24 protein-coding genes are annotated in these 24,870 nt (G+C 73.5%); 11 read left to right on the top strand and 13 right to left on the bottom strand.

Annotation, left to right across the window (positions count from 1 at the left end; all coding sequences use genetic code 11):
* Positions 1-85 precede the first annotated feature (85 nt).
* The 5 genes from ACZ51S_RS06805 to ACZ51S_RS06785 form a co-directional block, all read right to left on the bottom strand.
* On the bottom strand, positions 86-970 hold the full coding sequence (locus tag ACZ51S_RS06805; RefSeq protein ID WP_468887793.1) for a sterol desaturase family protein: 885 nt from the start codon (positions 968-970) through the stop codon (positions 86-88).
* 47 nt (positions 971-1,017) lie between these two features.
* On the bottom strand, positions 1,018-1,845 hold the full coding sequence (locus tag ACZ51S_RS06800) for a helix-turn-helix transcriptional regulator (protein ID WP_468959973.1): 828 nt from the start codon (positions 1,843-1,845) through the stop codon (positions 1,018-1,020).
* 219 nt (positions 1,846-2,064) lie between these two features.
* Positions 2,065-3,273, bottom strand: coding sequence for an oxygenase MpaB family protein (locus tag ACZ51S_RS06795; protein ID WP_468959970.1), 1,209 nt, complete (start codon positions 3,271-3,273; stop codon positions 2,065-2,067).
* A gap of 33 nt (positions 3,274-3,306) precedes the next feature.
* The gene (locus tag ACZ51S_RS06790) at positions 3,307-4,359 is read right to left on the bottom strand and encodes a polyprenyl synthetase family protein (RefSeq protein WP_468479974.1); all 1,053 of its coding nucleotides are present in this window, start codon (positions 4,357-4,359) and stop codon (positions 3,307-3,309) included.
* Entirely contained in the window at positions 4,352-4,633 is a 282-nt protein-coding gene (locus ACZ51S_RS06785) for a polyprenyl synthetase (protein WP_468959967.1), read from the bottom strand. The genes ACZ51S_RS06790 and ACZ51S_RS06785 overlap by 8 nt, the downstream gene beginning before the upstream one ends.
* Before the next feature lie 298 nt (positions 4,634-4,931).
* Between ACZ51S_RS06785 and ACZ51S_RS06780 the strand changes: the two genes are divergently transcribed.
* The 3 genes from ACZ51S_RS06780 (at position 4,932) to grpE (ending at position 8,082) form a co-directional block, all read left to right on the top strand.
* On the top strand, positions 4,932-5,363 hold the full coding sequence (locus ACZ51S_RS06780; protein WP_468479976.1) for an Hsp20/alpha crystallin family protein: 432 nt from the start codon (positions 4,932-4,934) through the stop codon (positions 5,361-5,363).
* A 179-nt stretch (positions 5,364-5,542) separates the two neighbouring features.
* Positions 5,543-7,432 carry a molecular chaperone DnaK gene (dnaK, locus tag ACZ51S_RS06775; protein WP_468959965.1) on the top strand — a complete coding sequence of 630 codons (1,890 nt, stop codon included), beginning with the start codon at positions 5,543-5,545 and terminating at the stop codon, positions 7,430-7,432.
* A 50-nt stretch (positions 7,433-7,482) separates the two neighbouring features.
* Positions 7,483-8,082: a nucleotide exchange factor GrpE gene (grpE, locus tag ACZ51S_RS06770; protein ID WP_468802502.1), complete on the top strand. Its 600-nt coding sequence runs from the start codon at positions 7,483-7,485 to the stop codon at positions 8,080-8,082.
* A gap of 348 nt (positions 8,083-8,430) precedes the next feature.
* Here the strand turns inward: grpE and ACZ51S_RS06765 are convergent, their stop codons facing one another.
* The 3 genes from ACZ51S_RS06765 to ACZ51S_RS06755 form a co-directional block, all read right to left on the bottom strand.
* The gene (locus ACZ51S_RS06765) at positions 8,431-8,757 is read right to left on the bottom strand and encodes a hypothetical protein (RefSeq protein ID WP_468802503.1); all 327 of its coding nucleotides are present in this window, start codon (positions 8,755-8,757) and stop codon (positions 8,431-8,433) included.
* Between the two features lie 5 nt (positions 8,758-8,762).
* The gene (locus tag ACZ51S_RS06760; protein WP_468477730.1) at positions 8,763-9,365 is read right to left on the bottom strand and encodes an RNA polymerase sigma factor; all 603 of its coding nucleotides are present in this window, start codon (positions 9,363-9,365) and stop codon (positions 8,763-8,765) included.
* A gap of 516 nt (positions 9,366-9,881) precedes the next feature.
* Entirely contained in the window at positions 9,882-10,109 is a 228-nt protein-coding gene (locus ACZ51S_RS06755) for a hypothetical protein (protein ID WP_468802504.1), read from the bottom strand.
* A gap of 599 nt (positions 10,110-10,708) precedes the next feature.
* On the opposite strand from ACZ51S_RS06755, the gene ACZ51S_RS06750 reads away from it, so the two are divergent.
* Both ACZ51S_RS06750 and ACZ51S_RS06745 read left to right on the top strand, forming a co-directional pair.
* Positions 10,709-11,731 (top strand): serine hydrolase domain-containing protein, encoded by a 1,023-nt coding sequence (locus ACZ51S_RS06750; protein ID WP_468802506.1) that lies wholly within the window; start codon positions 10,709-10,711, stop codon positions 11,729-11,731.
* A gap of 141 nt (positions 11,732-11,872) precedes the next feature.
* Entirely contained in the window at positions 11,873-13,702 is a 1,830-nt protein-coding gene (locus ACZ51S_RS06745) for an ABC transporter ATP-binding protein (protein ID WP_468477733.1), read from the top strand.
* Positions 13,703-13,771: 69 nt separating this feature from the next.
* On the opposite strand, the gene ACZ51S_RS06740 is transcribed toward ACZ51S_RS06745, so the two are convergent.
* Positions 13,772-14,377 (bottom strand): endonuclease, encoded by a 606-nt coding sequence (locus ACZ51S_RS06740; RefSeq protein WP_468889268.1) that lies wholly within the window; start codon positions 14,375-14,377, stop codon positions 13,772-13,774.
* Between the two features lie 194 nt (positions 14,378-14,571).
* Between ACZ51S_RS06740 and ACZ51S_RS06735 the strand changes: the two genes are divergently transcribed.
* From ACZ51S_RS06735 to ACZ51S_RS06725, 3 genes are all read left to right on the top strand, one after another.
* Complete coding sequence (locus ACZ51S_RS06735) at positions 14,572-15,006, top strand: hypothetical protein (RefSeq protein ID WP_468959961.1); 435 nt, start codon at positions 14,572-14,574, stop codon at positions 15,004-15,006.
* 107 nt (positions 15,007-15,113) lie between these two features.
* A complete protein-coding gene (locus ACZ51S_RS06730; protein ID WP_468959959.1) occupies positions 15,114-15,683 on the top strand; it encodes a hypothetical protein in 570 nt (189 codons plus the stop codon).
* 211 nt (positions 15,684-15,894) lie between these two features.
* A complete protein-coding gene (locus ACZ51S_RS06725) occupies positions 15,895-17,958 on the top strand; it encodes a SpoIIE family protein phosphatase (RefSeq protein ID WP_468477737.1) in 2,064 nt (687 codons plus the stop codon).
* A 137-nt stretch (positions 17,959-18,095) separates the two neighbouring features.
* Here ACZ51S_RS06725 and ACZ51S_RS06720 read toward each other — a convergent pair whose 3' ends face one another.
* The 4 genes from ACZ51S_RS06720 to ACZ51S_RS06705 form a co-directional block, all read right to left on the bottom strand.
* Positions 18,096-18,746: a DUF305 domain-containing protein gene (locus ACZ51S_RS06720; RefSeq protein WP_468477738.1), complete on the bottom strand. Its 651-nt coding sequence runs from the start codon at positions 18,744-18,746 to the stop codon at positions 18,096-18,098.
* A 66-nt stretch (positions 18,747-18,812) separates the two neighbouring features.
* Positions 18,813-19,250, bottom strand: a complete 438-nt coding sequence (locus tag ACZ51S_RS06715) for a DUF6153 family protein (RefSeq protein WP_468477739.1) — start codon at positions 19,248-19,250, stop codon at positions 18,813-18,815.
* Between the two features lie 76 nt (positions 19,251-19,326).
* The gene (locus tag ACZ51S_RS06710; protein WP_468959957.1) at positions 19,327-20,373 is read right to left on the bottom strand and encodes an NUDIX domain-containing protein; all 1,047 of its coding nucleotides are present in this window, start codon (positions 20,371-20,373) and stop codon (positions 19,327-19,329) included.
* Between the two features lie 107 nt (positions 20,374-20,480).
* A complete protein-coding gene (locus ACZ51S_RS06705; RefSeq protein WP_468477741.1) occupies positions 20,481-21,104 on the bottom strand; it encodes a LysE/ArgO family amino acid transporter in 624 nt (207 codons plus the stop codon).
* 68 nt (positions 21,105-21,172) lie between these two features.
* Here ACZ51S_RS06705 and ACZ51S_RS06700 point away from each other — a divergent pair, with 68 nt between their 5' ends.
* The 3 genes from ACZ51S_RS06700 to ACZ51S_RS06690 all read left to right on the top strand — a co-directional run bounded on the left by ACZ51S_RS06700 (position 21,173) and on the right by ACZ51S_RS06690 (position 24,761).
* A complete protein-coding gene (locus ACZ51S_RS06700; protein ID WP_468477742.1) occupies positions 21,173-22,078 on the top strand; it encodes a LysR family transcriptional regulator ArgP in 906 nt (301 codons plus the stop codon).
* A 121-nt stretch (positions 22,079-22,199) separates the two neighbouring features.
* Positions 22,200-22,817 carry a dihydrofolate reductase family protein gene (locus ACZ51S_RS06695; RefSeq protein WP_468477743.1) on the top strand — a complete coding sequence of 206 codons (618 nt, stop codon included), beginning with the start codon at positions 22,200-22,202 and terminating at the stop codon, positions 22,815-22,817.
* A gap of 270 nt (positions 22,818-23,087) precedes the next feature.
* Positions 23,088-24,761: a serine/threonine-protein kinase gene (locus ACZ51S_RS06690; RefSeq protein ID WP_468889283.1), complete on the top strand. Its 1,674-nt coding sequence runs from the start codon at positions 23,088-23,090 to the stop codon at positions 24,759-24,761.
* The last annotated feature ends 109 nt before the right edge of the window (positions 24,762-24,870 follow it).

Raw genomic sequence — 24,870 nt, 5'->3', positions numbered from 1 at the left:
TTCGTCGACCCCGTCACGACCGGGCCCGGATGCGGGCCGGCCGGTCATGGGGTGCGTGGGGGATGGCGGTGGCCACATGCCGTGATCAACGACCGGGCCGGAACGGTTCGGCCAGTTGGGCGAGGTAGGAGGCCGGGTAGTCGGGTTCGGCGGCCATGCCCAGGTCTTCGGAGGTGAACCGCCGGTCCGGGTCGTAGGAGTGGGTGCGCATGGCGTGGTCCCAGACGAGGGTGAACAGGCCGAAGTTGACGTCTCCGATGCCGGCCCATTTCAGGTGGTGGAACCGGTGGCCCTGGTTGAGGGCGAGGACCGTGGTGAGCGGGCCGGTGCGGTAATCGGCGTTGGAGTGCTGGAGCAGGAGCTGGACGGCGACGGCGCAGGCCAGGACGGAGGCGACGTCGAGGGGCATGCCGAGCAGCAGCAGCGGGGTGACGCCCCCGAGGGTTTCGAGGCTCTGGTGGAGGGGGTGCTTCATCAGACCGTTGAAGCCGTAGAAGCGCGTGACGCTGTGGTGGACGGCGTGCAGCCGCCACAGCCAGCCGACGTGGTGGCTGGCGCGGTGCACGAGGGTGATGCCGAGGTCGGCGACGGCGACGGCGAGCAGCACCTGGCACCACAGCGGCCAGCTGTCCGGCCACACCCCCGGGGCCGGCGCGAGCGCGGCGGCCGCGGGCACGACGGCGAGTCCGGCAAGGGTGAACACCTCGTTGACGAAAGCGTGGACGGTGTCGCGGCGGCCGTCCCCGCGCGGGATGTTCCACGCGGGCAGGTACGGGAGCACGCGTTCGGCGGCGAACGAGCAGCCCACCGCGAACGCCAATACCACCAGCAGCCAAGGCTTCGGGGCTCCGGCGCTCACCAGCCAGATGGCGGCGCCGTTGACGCCGAGCAGCATGAAGGGCACGTACGCGTACCGGACCAGGAATCGGGCGAGGGCGACAGCGGGCGCCGCGGCGGTCGTTGCAGGCATACCGGCAGCCTCGCGGCCGCGGTGTCCGGCGGGCTTGAACGGATCCGCTACCGGTCCCGCCGCGTATCAGGGCCGTCGGCCGCCGGCGCCCAGTGGGCGGCGGCCAGGGCCTGGGAGGGGGTGATGCCGAACATGGCCTTGCACACGCGGGTCAGGTGGGCGCTGTCCGAGAACCCGGCGGCGTGCGCGGCCTCGGTGGCGTTCGCCCCGCCACGCACCGAGACGATCGCGGCGTGCAGCCGCGCCCACCGCACCGCCGCCGGGAACGACCAGCCCAACTGCTCGGCGAACAGGTGCCCCAGCCGGCTCGCGGACACCCCGGCCCGGGCGGCGACCTCGCCCACCCGCACCGGTCCGTCCGCCACCGCGCCCGGCAGCGCCGCCAGCGCCGCCGCGAGGGCCGGGTGCCGGGGCCGGCCGGGGGCGGCGGCGCCGAGCCGGTCCAGCGCCCGCAGCACGCCCGCCACCGACACGGCGGAGGGCGGCGGGTCCGCCTCGGTGAACACGGACGCCGCGGCGGCCCAGCAGGCCACCCCGCCACGGGCCGCGGTGGAGTGCAGGGCGCGTCCGGCGGTGGTGTCCGCGTCGAGGTAGACCATCACCCCCATCGGCGCCGGCCCCGGTGCCGGACGCACGCGATGCGTGTGCCCGGCGGGGATGACGGCGGCTCGTACCGGCAGTTCGTCCCGCCCGTCGCTCAGCAGCACCCTGCCGGACCCGCACGCCAGTACTTGCACGGCGGCGTGCGCGTGCTCCCGGGCCGTGCCGATCACCCCGGCCACGACCAGGCGGCCCGGCGCCGCATTGACCTCGACCCGCCACGCGTCGGCACCACCCCCGGACGACGCCGCCGACTTCACGGTGCCCGCGCTCACGGCTGCATGGTCCTCTCCCCCCCCGGCCGTGTCCCGCGCGCGACCGGCCCACCCGCCGGGCCTTGCCGGACACCGGCGGCCTGCTCGCCGGCGCCTGCGGCGGTCACGTACGGACCGACGCCCGTCGGAACACCGGGAGTATACGGAGGGGGAGGGCGGCTGGCGGCAGGGGCGCTTCCACCCGCTGATCCCGCGCCGTGCCGCCGCCCGCCACCCCGTTCACCTCACCCCGGAGTGGCCCGGGTGGCCGGACGGTTCCCGGCCCGCCGGGGGGACGGTCGCCGGCGGCGGGGTCCAGCGGCTCTTGGGCGGGATGGTGCCGCTGACCCCGAAGTCGTTCTTGAGCTGCTCGGGGATGGCGTAGTGCATCACGCGGCCGCGCGTGAGGGCGGACAGTTCGAGGACGCTGGTCAGGTGTCCGAGCCGGTCGAGGGCCCAGGCCGCCAGGGGTGAGCGGTCCTCGATGGTCTCCAGCACCCCCAGCAGGGTGGGGGCGGCCTTGACCACGGTGTCCCAGGTGGTGCGGGGGACGTGCAGCCAGTCGGCGCAGGTGTCGCCGATCAGGTAGCGGATCAGGGCGGAGACGAGCGGGTCGAAGAAGGTGCCGGGCACGACCTCCTCGTAGAGGTCGATGAGCTGGCGCGTGAGCAGGGCGCCTTCCTCGCTGGGGCCCATGTGGCGGGTCATGTAGAGGTCGGAGAACGCGCGGGCGGCCCGCAGGTCCTCCGGTGCCTGGTCCTGGTCGACGCCGAGCATGGCGCCGACCACCCTCCAGGCGTAGTAGTAGGACTCGGCGCCCTCGGTGCTCATGTGGATGCCGAGGCGGTGCAGGGCGTCCAGGACCTGGATGGAGAACATCATCTGCCCGCCGATCATGTCCTCCTGACAGATCGGCGTCCCCAGGGCGGCGGTGTCCCAGCGGTCCTCGCGCCTGAGGTGGTGGCGGATGGAGGCGTGCAGCAGCCGTACCTTCTGGGCGGCGGGGATGAAGCGGCTGCCCGCTTCGAACGCGTCGGGCTGCATGAGGTAGACGGTGAACTGGCCCGTCTCGGCCATCCGCTTGGACGGGTACTTCAGCGAGTGGGTGGCCGACAGCAGCCTGGCCACGTGCGGCAGCACGTAGCAGGCGGGCATCGAGGCGAAGGACAGCGCGGTGGAGATGTGCACGTTGTTGTCGATGAAGAACAGCCGTGCCTTCTCCATCTCGCCCCAGTCCACCCAGGCCGGGGGAGCGCCGGTCTCGTGCAGGTACGCGCGGGCGACCTCCGGCAGGCCCTCGGGGAGGTCCTGCCCGACGGCGGAGAAGTAGCGCATGAGTGTGTTGAACTTGCCCACTTCGCCGCGTTCGAACAGGGCCGCCACGGTCGCGTCGGCGAGTTCGTCCCCCGTGGTGCGCAGGGCGTCCATGGACGCCTGGGTGTAGGTCATCGTGCTGCTCCCGGTGTTCCGGTGGGGTGGCGGTCAGTGGATGCGGGTGGCCGAGAGCGTCGCCAGGTCCGTCAGTGCCGTGCGGGCTTCGGTGGGCACGCCGGCGTCGGTCAGGGCGTCGTGCGCTTCGCGCAACCGGGCGGTGATCATGTCTTCGACGCGGGCGACGGCCCCGGTGCGGTGCGCGATCTCCCGCACCCGCTCCACCTGCCGCTCGCCGAGCTCCGCCCGCCCGAGCAGGTGGCGCAGCTCGCCGCGTTCCGCCTCGGTGGCTGAGGTGAGCGCGTGGGCCATCAGAGCGGTGGGCCGGTTCCCCGCCAGGTCGTCCGCGGGGTCCTTGCCGGTCCGTTCCGGGTCGCCGAACAGCCCCAGGAGGTCGTCGCGCAGCTGGAACGCCTCGCCCAGCGGCAGGCCGTAGTCGCTGTACGCCCGGATCAGCCGGGGCGGGGCGCCGGCGAGCAGGCCGCCGATCTGCAAGGGGTGCTCGACGGTGTACTTGGCCGTCTTGTAGCGGATCACCTTGACCGACGCGTCGGGGTCCGGCGCGCAGCCGGTGCGCAGCACTTCCAGGCATTCACCGGCCACCAGTTCGCGGGCCAGGACCGCCCACAGGGGCCGGGCCCTGCTCAGGAAGGCGCCGGGCAGCCCCGAGGTGGTGAACAGGTCCCCGGCCATCGACACCAGCAGATCCCCCACCAGCATCGCCAGGGCCCGGGCGCCGGCCTTCGGCCGCGGATGGCCGGTGAGGACCCGGCGGAGGGCGATGTGCCCGGTGGGCAGGCCGTGCCGCGTGCGGCTGTGGTCGATCAGGTCGTCATGGACGACGGCGGCCGCGTGGACCAGCTCGATCGCGGCGGCGGCACGCACCAGTGCCTCGCTGTCCGGCTGGCCGGCCCCGCGCCATCCCCAGTAGCAGAACGCCGCCCGCAGGCGTTTGCCGTGCGCGGTCGCGGCGTGCAGTCGCTCCGCGACCGGTGCCAGGGAGGCGTCGATGTCCGCCAGCGCCCGCGCTTCCGCGGAGACGAAGCCGTCGAGGACCCGGTCGACGCGCTCCTTCAGGAAGGCGTGCGCTTCCCCTTCACTCATCGCCGCTCTCCGCCCGGACGCGGGCGGTGACGGTGCGGGCCAGGACCTCCAGGTGGGCCGGCGCGGCGGCGTGCCGGTCGAGGAAGAGGCGGCCGCGCACCTTGGTCTCCTCCTGGCCGTCGGCCAGCAGCTCCCCGAGGTCGGCGCGGCGCAGCAGGCCGCTCAGGCCGTCCACCGCGCCGCTCAGACCGCTGACCGCCAGATCGGCGAGGCCGGCCACCAGGGCCACGGCGTCCTCGGTCAGCCGCGGCTGGCGGCCGTCGTGGTGTGTCACAGCATGTCTCCCGCACGGCGAGCCCCACCCCGGCTCCGCGCCGGCCGGCGCGGAGCGCGCGCAGCGGTCTCCCAGCCACGCGGTTCGAGTCTGGCGACCGGGCCTGCCCCGGGCGGCCCGAATGCACCATCGAGTGATCTTTGTTTGAGATCCGCGGCGGCGGGGTGCGGGGTCCGCGCGGGGGTTCGGCGGGGTCCGCCCCCTTCCTTGAGTCGACTCTTGTCAAGTTTATTGCCGCGCGCTATATAGGTGGTGTTGCCATGTGCATCTGTGACATGTGGGAGAGGAGTGAACGACGATGCTCATGCGAACCGATCCTTTCCGTGACCTGGACCGGCTGACCGAGCGCTTCCTGGGGACCGCCGCCCGGCCGGAGGGCATGCCCATGGACGCCTTCCGCGAGGGTGACGCCGTCGTCGTCGAGCTGGACCTGCCCGGCGTCGACCCCGCGTCCATCGACGTGGACGTCGACCAGAACGTGCTCAACGTCAGGGCGGAGCGACGGACCACCGCCTCCGGCGACGACGGCGACGTGCTGATCGCGGAGCGCCCCTCCGGCACCTTCAGCCGCCAGCTGTTCCTCGGCGAGACCCTGGACACCGAACGCATCGAGGCCTCCTACGAGGGCGGCGTGCTCCGGCTGAGCATTCCGGTCGCGGAGCGGGCGAAGCCCCGGAAGATCGAGATCAGGGCGGCCGGAGAGGGCTCGCGCAAGGAGATCGACGTCTGACGGGCGCGCGGCGGGAAGGCGGAGGCGGCGGCCTTCGCCGAAGGCCGCCCTCTCCCCGGCCGCCCGGCGCCGTGAACCGCCGGCGTACGTGAACAGCCGACATGCAAATGCGTGAACGAGCGAAAGGCGTCAACGACCGAAAGGCATCAGCAGCGGAAGCGATCTGAAAGGAGCCGATGATGGCACGCGCGGTCGGGATCGACCTGGGCACGACCAACTCCGTCGTGGCGGTCCTCGAGGGCGGCGAGCCCACGGTCATCACCAACACCGAAGGAAACAGGACCACCCCTTCCGTGGTGGCCTTCGGCAAGGGCGGAGAGGTCCTGGTCGGAGAGATCGCCAAGCGGCAGGCGGTGACGAACGTCGACCGCACCGCGCGGTCCGTGAAGCGCCACATCGGTGAGGCCGGCTGGCGTTTCCCGGAGGCCGGTGACGTCGACGGCAAGCGGTACACGGCCCAGGAGATCTCGGCGCGCGTCCTGCAGAAGCTGAAGCGCGACGCCGAGGCGTACCTGGGCGAGGAGGTCACGGACGCGGTGATCACCGTTCCGGCGTACTTCAACGACGCCCAGCGCACCGCGACCAAGGAGGCCGGCGAGATCGCGGGCCTGAAGGTGCTGCGGATCATCAACGAGCCGACGTCCGCGGCGCTGGCGTACGGCCTGGACAAGGAGAACAACCAGACGATCCTCGTCTTCGACCTCGGTGGCGGCACATTCGACGTGTCGCTCCTGGAGATCGGCGAGGGTCTGGTGGAGGTCAAGTCCACCAACGGCGACACCCACCTCGGCGGCGACGACTGGGACCAGAAGATCGTCGATCACCTGGTGAAGCAGTTCCGGAACGCCTACGGCATCGACCTGTCCAAGGACAAGATGGCCCTCCAGCGGCTGCGCGAGGCGGCCGAGAAGGCGAAGATCGAACTGTCCGCCGCGACGGAGACGACGATCAACCTGCCCTACGTCTCCGCCTCGGCCCAGGGCCCGCTGCACCTGGACGAGAAACTCACCCGCTCCCAGTTCGAGCAGCTGACCGCCGACCTCCTGGAGCGGTGCAGGGCGCCGTTCCACAACGCGGTCAAGGACGCGAAGATCAAGGTCTCGGACATCGACCACGTCATCCTGGTCGGCGGCTCGACGCGCATGCCGGCCGTGACGGAGCTGGTCCGGGAGCTGACGGGCAAGGATCCGCACAAGGGCGTCAACCCGGACGAGGTCGTCGCCATCGGCGCCACCCTCCAGGCCGGTGTGCTCAAGGGTGAGGTCAAGGACGTCCTGCTCCTCGACGTGACCCCGCTGTCCCTCGGCATCGAGACCAAGGGCGGCATCATGACCAAGCTCATCGAGCGCAACACCACGATCCCGACCAAGCGGTCGGAGATCTTCACGACGGCCGAGGACAACCAGCCGTCGGTGCAGATCCAGGTCTACCAGGGTGAGCGCGAGATCGCGGCGTACAACAAGAAGCTCGGCATGTTCGAGCTGACGGGCCTGCCGCCGGCCCCGCGCGGCGTCCCGCAGATCGAGGTCTCCTTCGACATCGACGCCAACGGCATCATGCACGTCACGGCCAAGGACATCGGCACGGGCAAGGAGCAGAAGATGACCGTCACCGGCGGCTCCTCACTGCCCCGCGACGACATCGACCGCATGGTCCGCGAGGCCGAACAGCACGCCGAGGAGGACCGCCGCCGCAAGGAGGAGGCCGAGACCCGCAACCGCGCCGAGCAGCTCGTCTACCAGACGGAGAAGCTGCTGCGCGACAACGAGTCCAAGATCCCGGCCGACGTCAGGACGGAGACGGAGACGGCGATCGGGGACCTGAAGGAGAAGCTCAAGGGGCAGGACACGGCGGCCGTCCGCGCGGCGACGGAACGCGCCGGTGCCGTCGCGCAGAAGATCGGAACCGCCCTGTACGAGCCCCAGGGAGCGGCCGCCGCCGGTGGCGGCCCGGCATCCGGCACAGGGCCGCCCGGCGACGGACCGTCCGGCGACGGGCCGTCCGGCACGGAGGAAGAAGTCGTCGACGCGGAGATCGTCGACGACGAGAGCTCGAAGGGAGGCGTGTGATGAACCCGCCGAAGGCTTCCGGCGGACCGAGGAAGCAGCCACCCCCCATCGTGATCAGGGACAAACGCCGCATCGACCCCGTCACCCTCCAGCTCAGGGCGGCGGACAGCGGTCCGCCCGGGAGCCTGCCCACGCAGGCGGAAACCCGCCCCGACGAACACGGAACCCCCGGCGGCACCCCTGCCGCCGGGGACACCGCTCTGCGGAGCCGGCTCGCCGAACGCACCGCCGACCTGCAACGCCTGAAGGCGGAGTACGACAACTACCGGAAACGGGTCCAGCGCGACCGCCTCGCGGTACGGGAAATCGCCGTCGCGAACGTCCTGGGCGGGCTGTTGCCCGTCCTGGACGCGATCGACCAGGCCCGCGAGCACGATGACGTCGGCCCCGGCCTGCGAGCGGTCGCCGACGCGCTGGAATCCCAGCTCGCCGCACTCGGCCTCCAGGAGGTCGGCGCCCCGGGAGAACCCTTCGACCCCGCCCGCCACGAAGCGATCTCCTGCCAGCGCTCCGACGAGGTCGACCGGCCCACCTGCACCACCGTGCTGCGCCCCGGCTACCGGGTCGGCCGGCACCTGCTGCGCCCGGCCCAGGTCACGGTGAGCGAACCGCCGGCCCAGGCGGAACCCGGCCGCCCGGGCGACCCGTGATCTCCGTGAGGCGGGTCAGGCCGTGGTGTCCTCCGTACGGACGCGGACCCGCCCGGTCGCGTCAAGCCGGGAAAGCCGCTCGTGTTCCCGGGAGGCTCAGCGCCGGACGCGGTCCGGCTCCAGGGGAGTGCCGTGCCCGACGTGGAGCCTGGCGGGGTTCAGGGCGAGCATCCTGCGCAGGCTGGGCAGGTTGAGCAGCGGGTCGTCGTGGAAGGGAGGGTTGGCCGGCCGGCCCCGGACGAGACCGGCCCGCCGCTGCCCGGACGCCCCGGCTCCGGCACGTGACCGTGCCGCGGACCACCGGCGGGCGGAGGGCCGTCGCGGAGGGATCCGGAACGGCCCCCTCGCTCACGTGCGGGCGTCCGCCGCCGGGGTCGCGCGGGTGAGGGTGCAGGTGCCGTCCTCGCACTGGCGCTCCAGACGGCCCCGCGAGACGGTCTGCGCCAGCCCCACCATCCAGCAGGTGGGGCAGCCGCGGAACGCGATCAGGGACAGCGGGGCCGCCAGGAGGACGACCGGGCCGAAAGCGGGCACCAGGGCGATCGAGCCGATGATCAGCCCGAAGCCGATGGCGCCGCGGACCAGATGGCGCGGGACGGAACTGCTGGCGAAGTCCGGACCGGAAGGGCCGGAAGGGGCGGAAGGGGCGGACCGTACAGGCTTCAGGGTGTCCATGGGGTTCACGGTCGTGGGTCTCCTCCGACTGGTGGGGTGACGGCCTCCTCGGCGCCCGGGCCGGCCGGCGAGGCCAGCGCGAGGCGAAGGGCCGCGCGTGCCCTGTGCAGCCGCGACTTCATCGCGGCGGTGCTCAGGCCGAGCGCGTGGGCGACGGTCCTGCCGGGCAGGCCCTGCACGTCCCGCATGATCAGGACCTGGCGCTGCTCCCGGGGGAGGGCGCCGACCGCGGCGGCGATCCTCTCCGCCTCCAGCCCCCGCAGGACCGCCTCCTCGGCGGACGGTTCCGCGGAGGCCTCCGGCCCGGCCGGTGCCGCCTCGCCCCTCGGGGCGAGCTGGCGCACCTGCCGGAGGCACTCGTTGCGCACGATGCGGAACATCCACGAGGCGAGCGCGCCGGTGGCCCGCAGGGTCCCGATCTTCCGGTAGAGGATGATCAGCGCCTCCTGCGCCGCGTCCTCCGCGTCCTGCGGCGAGGCGCACAGGGTGAGGGCGAACTTCCGTACGTGGGGCTGCGATTCCATCACGACCGTGGTGAGCGACGGGACGTCGCCGTCCTGCGCGGCCCTGATCAGCCGATCGTCCGGCCAGTGGAAGCGTTGTTTCATGTGCTGCTCTTTCCGGGCGGGTGCCGTGGGTGTGGTCGCTGGTCAGCCCCGGCTCCTGTAGCGCCGCATCAGGTGCCAGCCGCACGCGCCCATGAGCAGGACTCCGACCACTACCAGGCCAGTGATCATCATTGGGGGTTCCTCCGGGTTCTGCCGTGTTTTCGATCGGTACACGGACAAGAGGCGGAGAGGAGCCGGAAGGATTCGCCCCCGGCCGGATTTTCTCCCGATACCGTGCCGGCGATGGCGCGGGGGGCACACCAGGCCGAGATGGGCCTTGGTGGAACGGGCCTCGGCCGGCACGATCGCCCCGGCCGAGAGGACGAAGGCCGAGATGAAGCCCACCGGCTGGTTCTGTGCCGAGCCGGTGCCGGGGCGTCGCCGCTCGGGACGGCCGGAACGGCCGGCGCGGCGCGGGGCGGTGGGCGGGTGTGACACGGGGAACCTCCTGAGAGGGGGGACGGTCGGCGGCGGCGTGCTCCGCGGGACGTTCCGCGCTCCGGCGGTGCTGTGCGTTCAGTGGCGCCACGCGGCCACCGCGGTGAGCAGGACGAGGGCGGCGCCGGTCAGCAGCAGCCAGACACGGTGCGTGCCCGGGCCGCGCCTGCGGGTCTCGATCTGGCCGGCCGGGGCCGCGCCGGGGTACCTGCGGGCGTAGTGCTCGACCTGCTGGCGCCGCCCCTCGGACGGGTCGACCCAGGGCGTCTTGAAACCGCACTCCCCGCACCAGAAGCGGTTGGCCACATCCGCTCCTTGTCTTGACGTCCGTATGCGGGCACCGACCGGCCCGACGGTGGCCCGGAAGCCGGCGGCTGTACAGGTGACGGGCCCGGCCATTCGTGACCGGCGGCCACGGGTAGGCTCACCGCCGTTCAGACAGGCGGATCACGGGAGTTGCCGGATGACGGAGGACCTCGGCACGTTGCTGCGCACGCTGCGCGATCGAGCGCACCTGACGCAGGACCAGGTGGCCGAACGGTGCCGGCCCGGCCGAGGATGACTACGGCAACGGCCCGTCACTGGCGCCGAGTTGCAACGGCGGCCACAACTACGAGTGCTGGGCGCCAGCCTTCGCCGACTACGTCCCGCGCCTCGAAGCCGCCTTCGCCGCGGCGGGCTGACCGGTCCGAACGGACGAACGCCCTGAAGCGAGGATGCCCGCGCTCCGGCCGCGGGCTCCCCGCCGACGGCCGAGACCTCCGCATCCACGGCCCCTGCCCCGCCGACGGCACCTCTACGATCGACGGCAGGTACCACCCGGCCCGCGGCTACGGCCGTCCGCTGCCCCACCCGGCCGCGCCCGGTGCCGGCATCACCACCACCGCCGCGGAGGCAAGAGGCCGATGACGCCCGTCCCGTTCACGTCCGACGACACCGCGCGCGTCGCCGAAGCCCTCGACCAGGCCGTCGCGGACGGTGCCACCCCCGGAGGCGTCATCGCCCTCGGAACCCTCGGCGAACCCCCGCGCTTCCTCCGGGCCGGCCGGATCGCCGGTGAAATGGGCGACACCGCACCGGGCCCCGACACGCTCTACGACCTCGCCTCCCTCACCAAGGTCGTCGCCACCTGGCCGCTCGTCTGCCAGGCCCTCGATGCCGGCGTCCTCTCCCGTACCGCCCCGGTACGCGACTTCCTGCCCCCGATCGACGGTCCGGCACCCAGCGGGGAGGCCACCGTCGAGCAGCTCCTCACCCACACCGCCGGTCTCAAAGCCGCCACCCGCCTGGACCAGTACCGCGGCACCGACCGGCCGCTGCACGAACTCCTGTGCCGCGAACCCCTCGAAGGCGCCCCCGGCGAGCACCGGTACGTCAACCGCGGCTACATCCTCCTCGGCCTGGCCCTCGCCCACGCCCACGGCAGCCCCCTCGACGCACTCGGCCGCGCCCTGTGGGACGAACTCGGCATGAGCGGTACGACGTACGGACCCGTCGCCCGCGGACCGCGGGTCGCCCCCACCGAACGCCGCATCCCCGGTGCCCCCCTGATCTGGGGCACCGTCCACGACGACAACGCCGCCCTCCTCGGCGGCGTCGCCGGCCACGCCGGGGTCTTCTCCACCGCCCGCGACCTCGCCCGCTACGCCGGGCACCTCCTCGCCCCCACCGGCCGGCCGCACGGCTGGCTCCGCGCCTCCACCCTGCCCCTCGCCCCGATAGAGCCGGGACTCGACCGCGGCCTGTCCTGGATCTGCGCCCCCGGCGGGGTCGCCTACCACCACGGGTTCACCGGCACCAGCCTCTACCTCGCCCCGGGTTCGGGCCGCTACCTCGCCATCCTCACCAACGCCGTCCACCACGGCGAAGCCCGCCGCCGCACCGCCCCCCTGCGCGCCCTCGCCCTGAAGACCATCACCGCCGTCTGACCCCGGCGAGGCCCACCGTGCGGCACGGCGCAGACGCCATCCGATCGGCGGAAAGACGGAGAAAACGCTTGGACGGCGTCAGCGGTCCTGCGGAACACTGCGACTCCTGTCCTGACGCCGCTCACACCGCACAGGGTTGGTATGGGATCTCCTGAGTCACAGCAAAGTCCTCCGGGCAGGGGCCCGGTACTCCTCGCACTGCGCCACTACGGACGGGAGCTCGTCCGGCTCCGGTGGCTGGCCCTGCCCGCCATGCTGCTCCCCGCACTGGGCAACATCGGCATCAACTACATCGCGCCGCTCGTCGTCGCCAAACTCGTCGGCCGGATCGCGGGCGACGACGGCGCCGTCACCGCGGGCATCGGCCCGGTCCTGCCGTACGTCATCGGGTTCGGCGCCGTCCTGCTGCTGTCCGAGGCGCTGTGGCGGCTCGGACTGCACTGCCTCAACCGCGTCGACGCCTTCGGCGTCGAACGGCTCTACGTACTCGGCATGGACGAACTCTTCGCCAAGGACGCGGCGTTCTTCCACGACAACTTCGCCGGCTCGCTGACCAAGCGGGTCCTCAGCTTCGCCTCCCGCTTCGAGGAGTTCGTCGACACCCTCACCTTCCAGATCGTCGGCAAGTTCGTACCCCTGATCTTCGGCTCGGTGGTGCTGTGGCAGTACGAACCGCTCCTCGTCGTCGGGCTCCTGACGATGATCGCGCTCACGGCACTCTGCGCGACCCCCCTCATCCGCCGCCGTCAGGCCCTCGTCGACCAGCGCGAGGAGGCCATCGCCCGGGTCTCCGGCCACGTCGCCGACAGCCTGATGAACATGGACACGGTCCGCGCGTTCGCCGCCGAGGCGCGCGAGGCAGCCGAACACCGCAAGCGGGTCGCGGAATCGCGGCGGCTCATGGTGCGCTCGTGGGACTACGGCAACCTGCGCATCGACACGCTGGTCGCACCGATGTCCGTACTGACCAACGCGCTCGGCATGCTGCTCGCCGTGGGGCTCGCCGGGAGAGGGCACGGCGTGGAGACGGTCGTCGTCGCCTTCACCTACTACAGCAACGCGACGCGGATCATGTTCGAGTTCAACCAGATCTACCGCCGCCTCGAAAGCTCGATGACGGAGGCCGCACAGTTCACCGCGCTGCTGCTCACCCCGCCGACCGTCCTCGACCCGAAGTCCCCGGAACCGCTGCTGCCCGAGGGCGCCGACGTACGCTTCGAAGGGGTGCGCTTCGCCCACGCGGGCGCGGAACCGCTCTTCGACGGGCTCGACCTGGCCGTACCCAGCGGGACGAAGATCGGCCTCGTCGGCCGCTCCGGCGGGGGCAAGACCACCCTCACCCGGCTCCTGCTGCGGATGACCGACATCGACGGCGGACGGATCACGGTCGGCGGACAGGACATCAGCCGGGTGTCCCAGAGCGACCTGCGCGGCCTGATGGCGTACGTGCCGCAGGAGCCGGCGATGTTCCACCGCACCCTCAAGGAGAACATCGCGTTCGCCCGCCCGGACGCCACCGACGCCGAGATCCGCCGGGCCGCCGAGGCGGCGCACGTCACGGAGTTCGCCGACGCCCTGCCGGACGGCTTCGACACCATGGTCGGCGAGCGCGGGGTCAAGCTGTCCGGCGGACAGCGCCAACGGGTCGCGCTCGCCCGGGCGATCCTGCGCGACGCCCCGATCCTGCTGCTCGACGAGGCCACCAGCGCCCTGGACTCCGAGAGCGAGATCCTCGTACAGGACGCCCTCTGGCGGCTCATGGAAGGGCGGACGGCGCTCGTCGTGGCCCACCGGCTCAGCACCGTCGCCACCATGGACCGGCTCGTCGTCCTCGACCGCGGCCGGATCGTGGAGCAGGGCACCCACCAGGAGCTCCTCGCCGCGGACGGCGCCTACGCCAAGCTGTGGCAGCACCAGTCGGGCGGCTTCCTCGACGACACCCCCACCGCCGGCGCCGACGTACGCCCGTGACCCCGCGCCCCGCCGTGCCACCCGGGTACGGCGGGGCGCGGGGCCCGGACGTCCGCGCCTCCCGGGCCCCTACGACCCGGCGCGTACGAGGGCGGCGGCGAGACGGGCCAGATCGTCCGGCGCCACCAGGCCCGCGAGGCCGTCCGCGGTGCGCGGGAGCCCGAGTCCGGAGGCGGCCGACAGGCTGCGCCCGTCGAAGCAGGGGCGCAGGCCGGGCCAGACGGCCTGGACCTCCCGGCAGAAGATGCCCGCGCCGACCGGCCCGATCCGCGGAACCTCGCGCAGCAGCGCGCACAGCGCCTCCCGGTCGCCCGCGGCCCGGTCCCGCATCCGGCGGAGATCACCGCCGTACCGTTCCAGAAGCAGCTCCGCGCCGTCGCCCAGGGCGGTCGCGGTGCTCTCGTCGTAGCGGACGTAGTGCCCCCGCCCGAGGGCGGCCACCCGCGTCCGCCACGACGAACCCGCCATCGCGCGGGGCGTGCGCAGCCCGGCCGCGAAGAGCTCCCGGGCGGCGGCCGTCGCGGTCTCCGCCCTGATCGGAGCCGAGAACAGGACGGTCAGCACCAGCAACCGGTACAGCGGCGCCGGCTTGTCGCGCAACCTGATCCCGGCCTCCTCGGCGTACGTCCGCCCGTGCTCGCGCAGCAGCCGCGCGACCACCTCGTCCCTTCCCACGGCTCCCTCCTTCCCAGCACCCGGCGCCTACCCGCTCCCCGCCACCCGCCACCGCGTGTGACCGACAGCGCCGTTTCCGACGGACTCGGACGCGTCAACGCGCAGAGCGAAGTACGGGTGTAGGCGCTATGCGGTCGACGCACGGAAGCCGTTGCAGCACCATTCGGGGCAGGGGGCCGACGACGAGGAGCAATGTGATCACCCAGGGCGTGAAGATCACCACGCGATGCGATGACTGTGGCGGTGCGCTGACACGCGACATCGGCCAGTTCATCGACCGCGGACGCCTGTGGTGGGGGATCGAAGGTGCTTGTCGGTCATGCGCCATCGGGTGGTGCGAGCAGGACAGTGGCGGTGAGACTCCTGAAGAGATCCGCCAGGAACTCCTGTCCGAACACGGACCTGCCCGGCTCCGTCTCATCGGGCCCGAGACAAACCCGGTGGCCGTCCTGCGAGCTCTTCGAGAGGTGCATGGCTTGACGCTCACGCAAGCAAAGGCGACGGCAGCTGAGCTGAAGACGACCGGACTGATGGGAACGTGGGTCGAGATGGAACTCATCGCCGCAGCGCTCCGGCAGCGCTCAGTCGAGGCAGCCGTTGTTCACGCGGATGCGGGACCCCTGGCCTGACGCCCCTGACGAGCGACAACCGCATCCAGATGGGCGTCCCCACCGGCGTACACGCCGCCGTGATCGCCGCCGGTCCCGGCCGCCGCACCTCGCGGTAGCCTCTCGGGATGGATCATGGGGAGGGCGAGGACGTGCTGGTTCTCGAGGCGCAGACGATGCTTGCCGCAGGGCAGAGCGAGGAAGAGGTCTTCGCTGAGCTGGCCGCGAGGACCGGGGACTGGGGTGCCTGTGTCGTGGCGGTGTGCCTGGCCCTGGGGGTGCCCCGGAGTGACGCCGAGGCACGACTTCGCGAGGTCGAGCCACTCCTCACGGAATTCGTGGGGGGTGAGGAGGAAGACCTCGCCTTCATTCTGACGGTCGGGGACGTCTTCATCGTGGACCGAGTGCTCGAGGAGCACGAGGAACACATCCGCGACCTGCTCGGGACCGCCGCCGGCGCCAGCGGAGGCTATCCGGGCAGCCTGCTCGGATGGTTCCGCACCGGGGAACTCACGAAGCTCTTCCTCCACTTCGCCAAGGCCCGGTTCGACCACGGGCGGGGCTCGCCGCCCGATTTCTGGGCCGCCATGACCACGGCCGGCGAACTCCTGGCGAGCCAGGACGGCCCGGACCAGGCAGAGGTGACCGCGGGGCTGGAACGTTGCCGCGAACAGGCTGCGGCCCTCGGCGCGAAGTAGCGTCGTCATCGACGGACAGCCTCCGCCGCGCAGGCGGTCCCGCCGGCTCAGTGACCCGTTCCGGCCACGGCCGACCCGAGACCCCGCCGTGCGACGGCACCCGTCCGGGCGAGCCGCCGGGAGGCGGTGGCGCGCGGACCGGCAGACGATGGAGGCGTGCAGGTGCCACACGAGCGGGCCCCCGTGAGCGGGGTCCGGTGAGCGGGGCTCCATGAACGAGCAGGTGCCGGTCGAGGAGCTGATCAGCAGCGCCGCGCAGTCCGCCGGGGGCTGGCTGGGCGCGCTGCCCGTCGCGCTCGTGGCCACCGGTGCCGACGGGACGATCGTGCGCTGGAACCAGGTCGCGCAGGAGCTGCTCGGCTACACCCCGCCCCAGATGCTCGGCCGCCACATCGCCGACCTGCTGCACCCGGGATCCGACCGCAGCCTGGGCCGCTCCCTGTGGGAGGCGGCAGCCTCCGGGCGCGGGGTGATGGGCACCGTCACGGCCTGGCACCGCGACGGGCACCCCCTGGAGGTGGAGATCTGGGCCTCCCCGGTGTCCGACCGGCAGCACGGCTCGACGGTGCTGGTCTTCGCGGCCGACGCCCACGCGGCCCGGCGCATCCGAGGGTCCTCCGCCGTCTGGGACGGCCTCTTCGCCCGCTCGCCCGTCGGCATCGCCATCCTCGACACCCAGCTGCGGTTCCTCCAGGTCAACGCCGCCCTCGAAGCCATGAACGGGCTGCCCGAGTCGGCGCACGTGGGACGCCGTCTGGCCGAGATCCTCCCCGAGGTGAACGCCCTCGAGATGGAGGAGGCCATGCGGCAGGTCCTGGAGACGGGGGAGCCGGTCCTGGACCGCCGCCGCGTCGGGCGGACCCCCTCCCAGCCGGACCACGACCGGGTGTGGTCGTGCTCCTACGTCCGCGTGGAGGACCCCGCCCGGATGCCGATCGGGGTCATCGCCTCCCTCGTCGACATCACCGAGCAGCAGCGCGACCACGTCGAGGCCGAAGCCGGCCGGCGCCGGCTCGCCCTGCTCAGCGAGGCGAGCATCCGCGTCGGCTCCAGCCTGGACCTGGAGCGCACCGCGCAGGAACTCGCCGATCTGGCCGTACCGCGCCTCGCCGACGCCGTCACCGTCGACGTACTCGACGCCCTGGCCCGCGGGGACGAGCCCGGCATGGGGCTCACCGGCGGGGTGGCCCTGCGCAGGCTCGGCCGGGCGCCGCTGTCCGGCTCCAGACTGACCGACATCCTGGCCCCCCTCGGCCGCACCCTCACCTTCCCCATGACCGCCCCCTACACCCAGGCCCTCGCGGCCCGGCAGCCCTTCCTCATCGCCCGCCTCGACGAGCAGGCCGTGGCCCCCGCCGCCCGGCACTCGGCCAAACCCGCGCAGCTGCTCACCGCGGGAGTGCACTCCTTCGCCATGGCCCCCCTGGTCGCCAGGGACTCGGTGCTCGGCGTCGCCACCTTCTACCGCACCCGCCCGGTGGGACCGTTCACCGCCGAGGACGTCACCCTCGCCGGGGAGCTCGCCGCCCGCGCCGCGCTCAGCATCGACAACGCCCGGCTCTACCACCGCGAGCACGAGACCGCCGTCATCCTCCAGCGCAGCATGCTCCCGCAGCACATCACCCCGCCGCCCGGCATCGAGGTCAGCCACCGCTACCTGCCCGCGAGCGACGTCAACGAGGTCGGCGGCGACTGGTACGACGTACTGGCCCTGTCCGGCGGCAAGGCGGCCCTGCTGATCGGCGACGTGATGGGCCACGGCATCGCCGCCGCCGCGGTCATGGGGCGGCTCTCCGCCTCCGTACGCTCCCTCTCGCGCCTGGACCTCTCGCCCGTGCGGCTGCTGCACCAGATGGAAGCCGCGCTCGCCGACTTGGCCGAGCCCATGCTGGCCACCTTCCTCTACATCGTCTGCGACCCGGCCACCGGACGCTGCACCGTCACCCGCGCCGGACATCCGCCGCCCGCCCTCGCCCTCCCCGACGGCACCGTCCGCCTCCTGGACACCCCGCCCGGCGTCCCGCTGGGCGTCGGCGGCATCGCGTTCACCCCCACCGAGGTCGAAGTGCCCCCGGGCAGCCTCCTCGTGCTCTACACCGACGGACTCATCGAGGCGCGCGGCAGCGACCTCGACGAGCGGCTGAACGAGCTGACGCAACTCCTCGCGGACCCCCAGCGCCAGCTGGACCACGTGTGCGACTCGCTGATCACGCACCTCGTCCCGGCGGCGGCCGACGACGACATCGCGCTGCTTGTCGCGCGGGTCGGCGGCTGACCCCCTCCAGCCAGGCGACCTGGCGCACCGAGCGGACCTTCTGACCGGGCCGGAACAGGGCGGCCGGAAGAGGGCCCGAGCAGGGCCGGCGGGCCGGGGATCCCCGTGGAAGGCGTGGGGATCCCCGGCCGTTCGGGTCAGCCCTTGCCGAGGAGCGCGTTCATCCGGGCGATCTCGGCGCTCTGCGAGGTGACGATGGCGGCGGCCATGTCCTTGGCGGGCTGGTACTTCCCGCTGGACCGCTCCTTCTCGGCCATGGCGACGGCGCCCTCGTGGTGCTTGACCATCAGCTTGAGGAACGCCGTGTCGAAGGCCTTGCCGGTGGCCTTCGTGAGCTGGTCCATCTCCTCGGCCGTCATCATCCCGGACATGGAGTGGCCGTCGTGGCCGCCGTCGTGCGCCGAGTCGGCCGGCGGGACCGGCTCGCCCCAGGCGCTCAGCCAGCCCGTCAGGGTCTTGATCTCCGGGTCCTGGGCCTTCTTGATCTCAGCGGCGAGTTCCTTGACCTCCGCCGATCCGGCACGGGTCGCGGCGAGGTCGGCCATGTCGACCGCCTGCCGGTGGTGCGGGATCATCCCCTGGGCGAAGGCGGTGTCGGCGGCGTTGTTCGGGGCCTGCGCGCTGTCGGCGGAGGCCGGTGCGGAGGGCTTGGCGGTGGGGGACGCGGACGCCCCGTCGGGGTGGTCGCCGGAGCCGTTGTTCCCGCCGCAGGCGGCGAGGACGAGGGCGGCGGTGGCCGCCGCGGCCAGGCCGGTGGTGCGGCGGAGCAGGGAACGCTTGACGGTCATGGTGGTGCCTCTCCTGTGCTGGGTCGTACGGGTGCTCGGCCGGCTGGAACGCCGGCAGGGACCGCCCTATACGCGCAGGAGTTGCAGTTCGCCGAGTGACGGGGGTGCGCGGCCGTACGCCGTCGCCCGGAGCGCGGTGCCGTGCGCCGCCCGGACCGCGGAGGGGATCCCGCCGGGCGTGACCGCCGGGGGGTGCAGGACCGGGGTGCCGCTGGTGCCCGGTGCCGCGCAGGTGGGGTCGGCGTGCTGGGCGTGTCCGTCGGCCGGGCCGCCGTGCCGGGCGTCGCCCGCGTGAGCGCAGCCACAGGGGTCGGCGGACGGGTGCCCGGCAGCGGCGGTGTGCGCGGCCGCGGGCGGGTGCGCCGCGGCCGGCGGGACCGCTCCCGGGCCGAGGCCGTGCATGCCGATGATCCCCGTGAGCAGGGCCAGTACGAGGAGCAGCCGGGCGGGCAGCCGGGAGGCCCTTCTTCCGCCTGCGGCCCGCGCGCCCGTACTCGTACCCATGGCGGCATCGTAGAGGGCCGCGCCCGCATACTCCAAAGGGGTAGGGGGTATGGCGTGGCGCTCGCCGCGGGGCGTCTCAGGCCGGAGCCACCGGGCGGCCCGAGTGGAGTTCCAGCGGGCCGGTGCCTTCGGCCAGGGCGGTCAGGCAGGCTTTGATCTGCCGGCGCAGCCGGGGTTTGACCAGCCCCCGCAGTTCCTCGCGGCGCGCGGTGCGCCACTCCCGCAGTTCGGTCGGCGGCAGCCGGACCGCCGCGAGGTCGGCCGGGCCGAGGACCCCGCCGTCGTAGAGGAAGCGGATCCGCGCCGGGTATCCGGGCCGGTGGGTCCAGTCGACGGCGAGGAGGCGGCCGGGGGCCCGGTCGAGCCCGGTCTCCTCCCGGACCTCGCGCGCCGCGGCGTCCCGGGGGGTCTCGCCGAGGTCGCTGTCGACTCCGCCGCCGGGCAGCAGCCAGCGGCCCGGCTCGCCGTACCCGGGCCGGACGAGCAGGACCCCGCCGGCCCCGTCGGTGAACACCACGTTGGCGGCGGTGAGGGCCTTCGGCCGGGCGGCGCGGTGGCCGGCGTCGTCGTAGCGGCCCGCGTGCTCCAGGGCGGCGCGGTCGGCCGGATCCAGCCCGGCCGGGGAGCCGGGCTGCGGGACGCCGTCGACCAGGTGCGCGACGGAGCCGGCGTACAGGGCGGCCAGCCCGGCGCGCAGCCGGGGCGCGAGCCGGTCGGACAGCTGCTCCGCGGCCTCCTCCGGGGTGAGCCAGCGCGCCTCGGCGACCTCGCCGTCCGCGAAGGTGATCCCCTCGACAGCGGCGCTGGTCAGCGGCCCCACGAGGTACACGTGGACGACGATCGAGCGGCCGAGCGCGCCCGGCGGACAGGAGTCCACGGCCAGCAGCCGTCCGACCGGGACGGACAGGCCGAGCTCCTCCGCCAGCTCCCGGGCCAGGCCCTCCTCCGGGGTCTCGGTGTCCTCCACCGAGCCGCCGGGCAGCTCCAGGCCCTCCTTGTACGAGGGGGTGAGTACGAGGACCCGCCCCCGCGGGTCCAGCACGATTCCGGTCGCGGCCACGAGCGGGGCCGGCCGGGCGGCGTAGTAGGCGCGCACGGCTTCGGGCGTCGGGCGGTCGGGCACGGCGGCGGCTCCGGGATCGGGATGCTGACGGGGATCGCGTCGGGAGTCGGGGGCGGGGCTCGGGACGTACCGGAATCAGTACCACGTCCGGGCCCGGCGGCACGGCTTCAGGCCCGTACGAGGAGCAGTCCGCCCATGGTGACCATCGTCGCGGCGACCAGCCCGTCCAGCGTCCGCCAGGCGGCGGGCTTCGCGAGCACGCCGCTGAGCAGCCGGGCGCCGTAGCCGAGGGTGCTGAACCAGATCAGGCTGGCCAGCCCGGCCCCGATCCCGAAGGCCCAGCGCAGATCACCCCGGTCGGCGGCCAGCGACCCCACCAGCAGCACGGTGTCGAGGTACACGTGCGGGTTGAGCCAGGTCATGGCGAGGCAGGTGAGCACCGCCGCGCGGGCGGAGCCGGCGGTGGCGCCCTCGGAGCTCAGCGCCGCCCCGGGGACGGGACGCAGCACGCGCCGGGCCGCGAGGATCCCGTAGCAGATCAGGAAGCCGCCCCCGGCGATCCCGACGGCGGTCAGGGCGGCCGGCCAGGCGGTGACGAACGCGCCGACCCCGGCCACGCCCAGGAAGATGAGGACCGCGTCGGAGACGGCGCAGATGGCCACCACCGCCAGGACGGCGTGCCGGCGCGCGCCCTGGCGCAGCACGAAGGCGTTCTGCGCGCCGATCGCGACGATGAGGGAGAGGCCGGTACCGAAGCCGGCCAGGAGTGCTGGGGTGATGCCGTTCGTCATGCTCCGACCGTAAGGACGGCGCGTCGCTGAGTACAGCTAAAGATATTTACGTATCATTAGCGGTCGTGATGGACGAGCTTCCCCTGGAGCAGGTGAGGACCCTGCTCGCGGTCGTCGACGAAGGCACCTTCGACGCGGCCGCCGCGGCCCTGCACGTGACGCCCTCCGCCGTCAGCCAGCGGGTCAAGGCCCTGGAGCAGCGCACCGGGCGGGTGCTGCTGATGCGGACCAAGCCGGTGCGGGCGACGGAGTCGGGGGAGGTGGTCATCCGCTTCGCCCGGCAGCTGGCCCGGCTGGAGCGGGACGCGCGCGCCGAGCTCGGGATGGGGATGGGCGAGGGGCTCGGGCCGGTCCGGATGCCGATCGCCGTCAACGCGGACTCGCTGGCCACGTGGTTCCTGCCCGCGCTGACCCGGGTGCCTCAGGAGCCGCCGATCTGCTTCGAGCTGCACCGAGAGGACGAGTCCCACACCACCGCCCTGCTGCGGGAGGGGCAGGTCATGGCGGCCGTCACCTCCTCCCCGGACCCGGTGGCCGGCTGCACCGTACGGGCGCTGGGGCTGGCACGGTACCTGCCGGTGGCCAGCCCGGACTTCGCCGCCCGGCACCTGACCGGGGCCCCGGCCCGGGACCTGAGGGAGGCCCCGCTGATCGTCTTCGACCGGCGCGACGTCCTCCAGGACGACTTCGTCCGGGCGCTGACCGGCGGCGCCGCGCCGGCCTCCGCCGCGCGGCACCTCGTACCCACCTCGGAGGGCTTCCGGGACGCGGTGGTCGCCGGCCTCGGGTGGGGGCTCGTCCCCGAACCGCAGGCGGAGCCGCTGCTGGAGGCCGGGGCGCTGGTACCGCTGGCGCCGGGGCGGTGGCTGGACGTACCGCTGTACTGGCAGCAGTGGAAGCTGGACTCGCCCGCGCTGGCACTGGTCGCCCGGGTGGTCGCCGAAACGGCCATGGAGGAGCTGCGGCCGGCCTGAGGCGAAGCGTGCCCGGCGTCGGCCGCGGGGCCGTGAGCCGGACGGACGGGACGGCCCGGGTGTGGCGGTCCGCGCCCGGGCGTCTACTGGAGGGAGAGGACCGACTCCCTGGAGCGCCAGGATGAGGAAGATCACCGCAGAGCTGTTCATCTCGCTCGACGGCGTCGTGGAGGCGCCCCACGAGTGGCACTTCCCCTACTTCGACGACCGGATGGGCGCGGCCGTCGACGCCGTGGTCGGATCGGCCGGCACCCTGCTCCTCGGCCGCAGGACGTACGACAGCTTCGCGGGGGCCTGGCCCGATCGGGAAGCGGCCGGGGGAGAGGACGCCGACTTCGCCCGGCGCCTCGGCGACGCCCGGAAGATCGTCGTGTCCCGGCAGCCGCTCGACTCCGGCTGGCGCAACTCCGAGCGCCTCGACGGGGAACTCACCGAGGCCGTCACGGCGTTGAAGAACGAGCCGGGCGAGGACCCGATCGTGATGAGCGGCTCGGTCTCCGTCGTCCGCCAACTGCTTGCCGCCGGGCTGCTGGACCGCCTCCAGCTGCTCGTCCACCCGGTCGTGCTGGGCAAGGGCATGCGCCTCTTCGAGGAGGGCGGGCCCGCGGTCCCGCTCGAACTGCTCTCCAGCGAGGCCTTCGGCACCGGCGTGCTCAACCTCTTCTACGCCCCCGCCGAGCGTCCCGGCAGCGCCGGCTACCGGGAAGCGAAGGCCCATCTGCCGCGCACCGGCGGCTAGGCCGTCTCTTCCGGATCTTGCCTCGCCCGCGCTGCCCGGCACCGTACCTCGCCGCGTTGTCGCGGCACCGAGGACGTCCAGTAATCGGGAGCCGCTCCGCCTTGCGAGGCGCGGCACCTGGGGGAAACGCGGGCCTAACCGGCAAGATCCGAGAGAGACGACCTTGGCCGTGTCGCCTGGGGGCGGCCGCCCGGCCCGCCCGCCGGTGGTGCATCTACGCTTGTGCCCCGTAGATCGTCGAGACGGACGACCGGTCGTGGAACGGAGCATGTGGTGCCAGCGGGCCAAACGGGGGAAGCGAACGACGGGGACCTCGTCGGCAAGGTGCTCGGAGGGCGCTACCGGGTGACCTCCGTGGTCGGCCGCGGCGGCATGGGCGTGGTCGCCCGGGCCGTGGACGAACTGCTCGCCCGCGAGGTCGCCGTCAAGGTCCTGCGGGCCTACACCGACTCCAGCGACGCCGAACTGGCCGACCTGCGCACCCGGATGGAACGCGAGGCGCAGGCCGCCGCCCGCATCCGGCACGAAGGCGTGGTCACCGTCCACGACGTGACCCACGAGCAGGGCCTGCCCGTCATCGTCATGGAACTCGTCGACGGCCCCTCCCTCGACGAGGTGGTGACGCGGCATGGTGCTCTCGACCCGTACGAGGCCGCCGCGATCGGCGCCAAGCTGATGGACGCGCTCGACGCCGCGCACCGGGCGGGCGTCCTGCACCGGGACGTGAAGCCGGGGAACGTCCTGCTGGAGCGGGGCGGCCGGGTCGTGCTCACGGACTTCGGCATCGCCACGATCGAGTCCTCCGGCGACGAGGCCCTGGCGAAGCTGACCCGCAGCGGCGAGCTGGTCGGCTCGCTCGACTACCTGCCGCCGGAGCGCGCGCAGGGCAGGGAGCCCGGTCCGGCCTCGGACATCTGGTCGCTCGGGATGACCCTCTACGCGGCGGTGGAGGGCCTGTCGCCGTTCCGCCGTACCTCGGTGTGGTCCACGCTGGCCGCGATCGTCGGCGACCCGCTGCCCGAGCCCCGGCGGGCGGGGCCTCTCGCCCCCGTGCTGCGGGAGCTGATGGCCAAGGAGCCGGAGCACCGGCCCACCGCCGAGCGGGCCCGCGCGATGCTGGAGCAGGTGGCGGCGGGCGGTGCCGCCCCCGCGCAGCCGTCCGCCGCCGTGCCGCCGGTCCCAGTGCCGCCGTCCCCGTACGCTCCCGCGCCGGTTCCCGGCTTCGGGCCCCCGCCCGCGGCCGGCCCCGGCGGCGTACCGTTTCCGCAGCCGTACGGTCCCGCCCCCCAGCCCGGCTTCCCACCGCAGGGCCCCCCGAGCGGTCAGCCCCTCACGGCCACCACCCGGCCCGCCTCGGCGGCCGTGGACCGGGCGCGGCGCCGCAGCCGCGCGGTGATGGCCGTCGCGGTGGTCGCCGTACTCGCCGCCGGGGGCGTCACCTACGCCGTGACCTCCGGCGGCGGCCAGGGCCGGGGGAGCGCGGCGCCCACACCCGCGCCCGGCGGCTCCCCGGCGCCCGGCGGACAGCCGGGCGGGGACACCCCCGCCCCCGCCCCCTCGCCCTCCGGCTCGGCGCCCACGGCCAAGCCGTCCGCGAGCGCCTCGAAGAAGCCGGGCACGCCGTCGCCCTCCGGGAAGTCCTCCTCGCCCGCCCCGGGCAAGCCCAGCCCCGTGCCCACGGGCTGCGCCGGCTGGACCCACCGGGACCCGACCCCGGGCACCTACGGCTACATCTCCGGCGACCACCACCTGCTGGCCGCGCCGTACCAGCAGTGCGCGAAGGGCACCCTGGTCAAGAGCGGCACGAAGCTCTGGTACCACTGCTACATCGTCAACTCGTACGGAAACCAGTGGACGTTCGTGCGCGTGGACGGCACCAACACCACCGGCTGGCTGTACAACCGCGACCTCACCCGCCAGAAGGGCTCCTCCCCGGCCTGCTAGGCCTGTCGTCAGGGCCCGCCCTGGGCCGCGTCGCCGCACGGGCCGCCGGGCGTGACCCCGGGCACCCCGGGGACCCCGGGCGCGGGCGCGTGGCGGGCCGTCGGCGGGT

The organism is Streptomyces sp. NPDC034043 (assembly GCF_055575675.1).
This window is presented reverse-complemented; position numbering and strand designations above follow the sequence as displayed.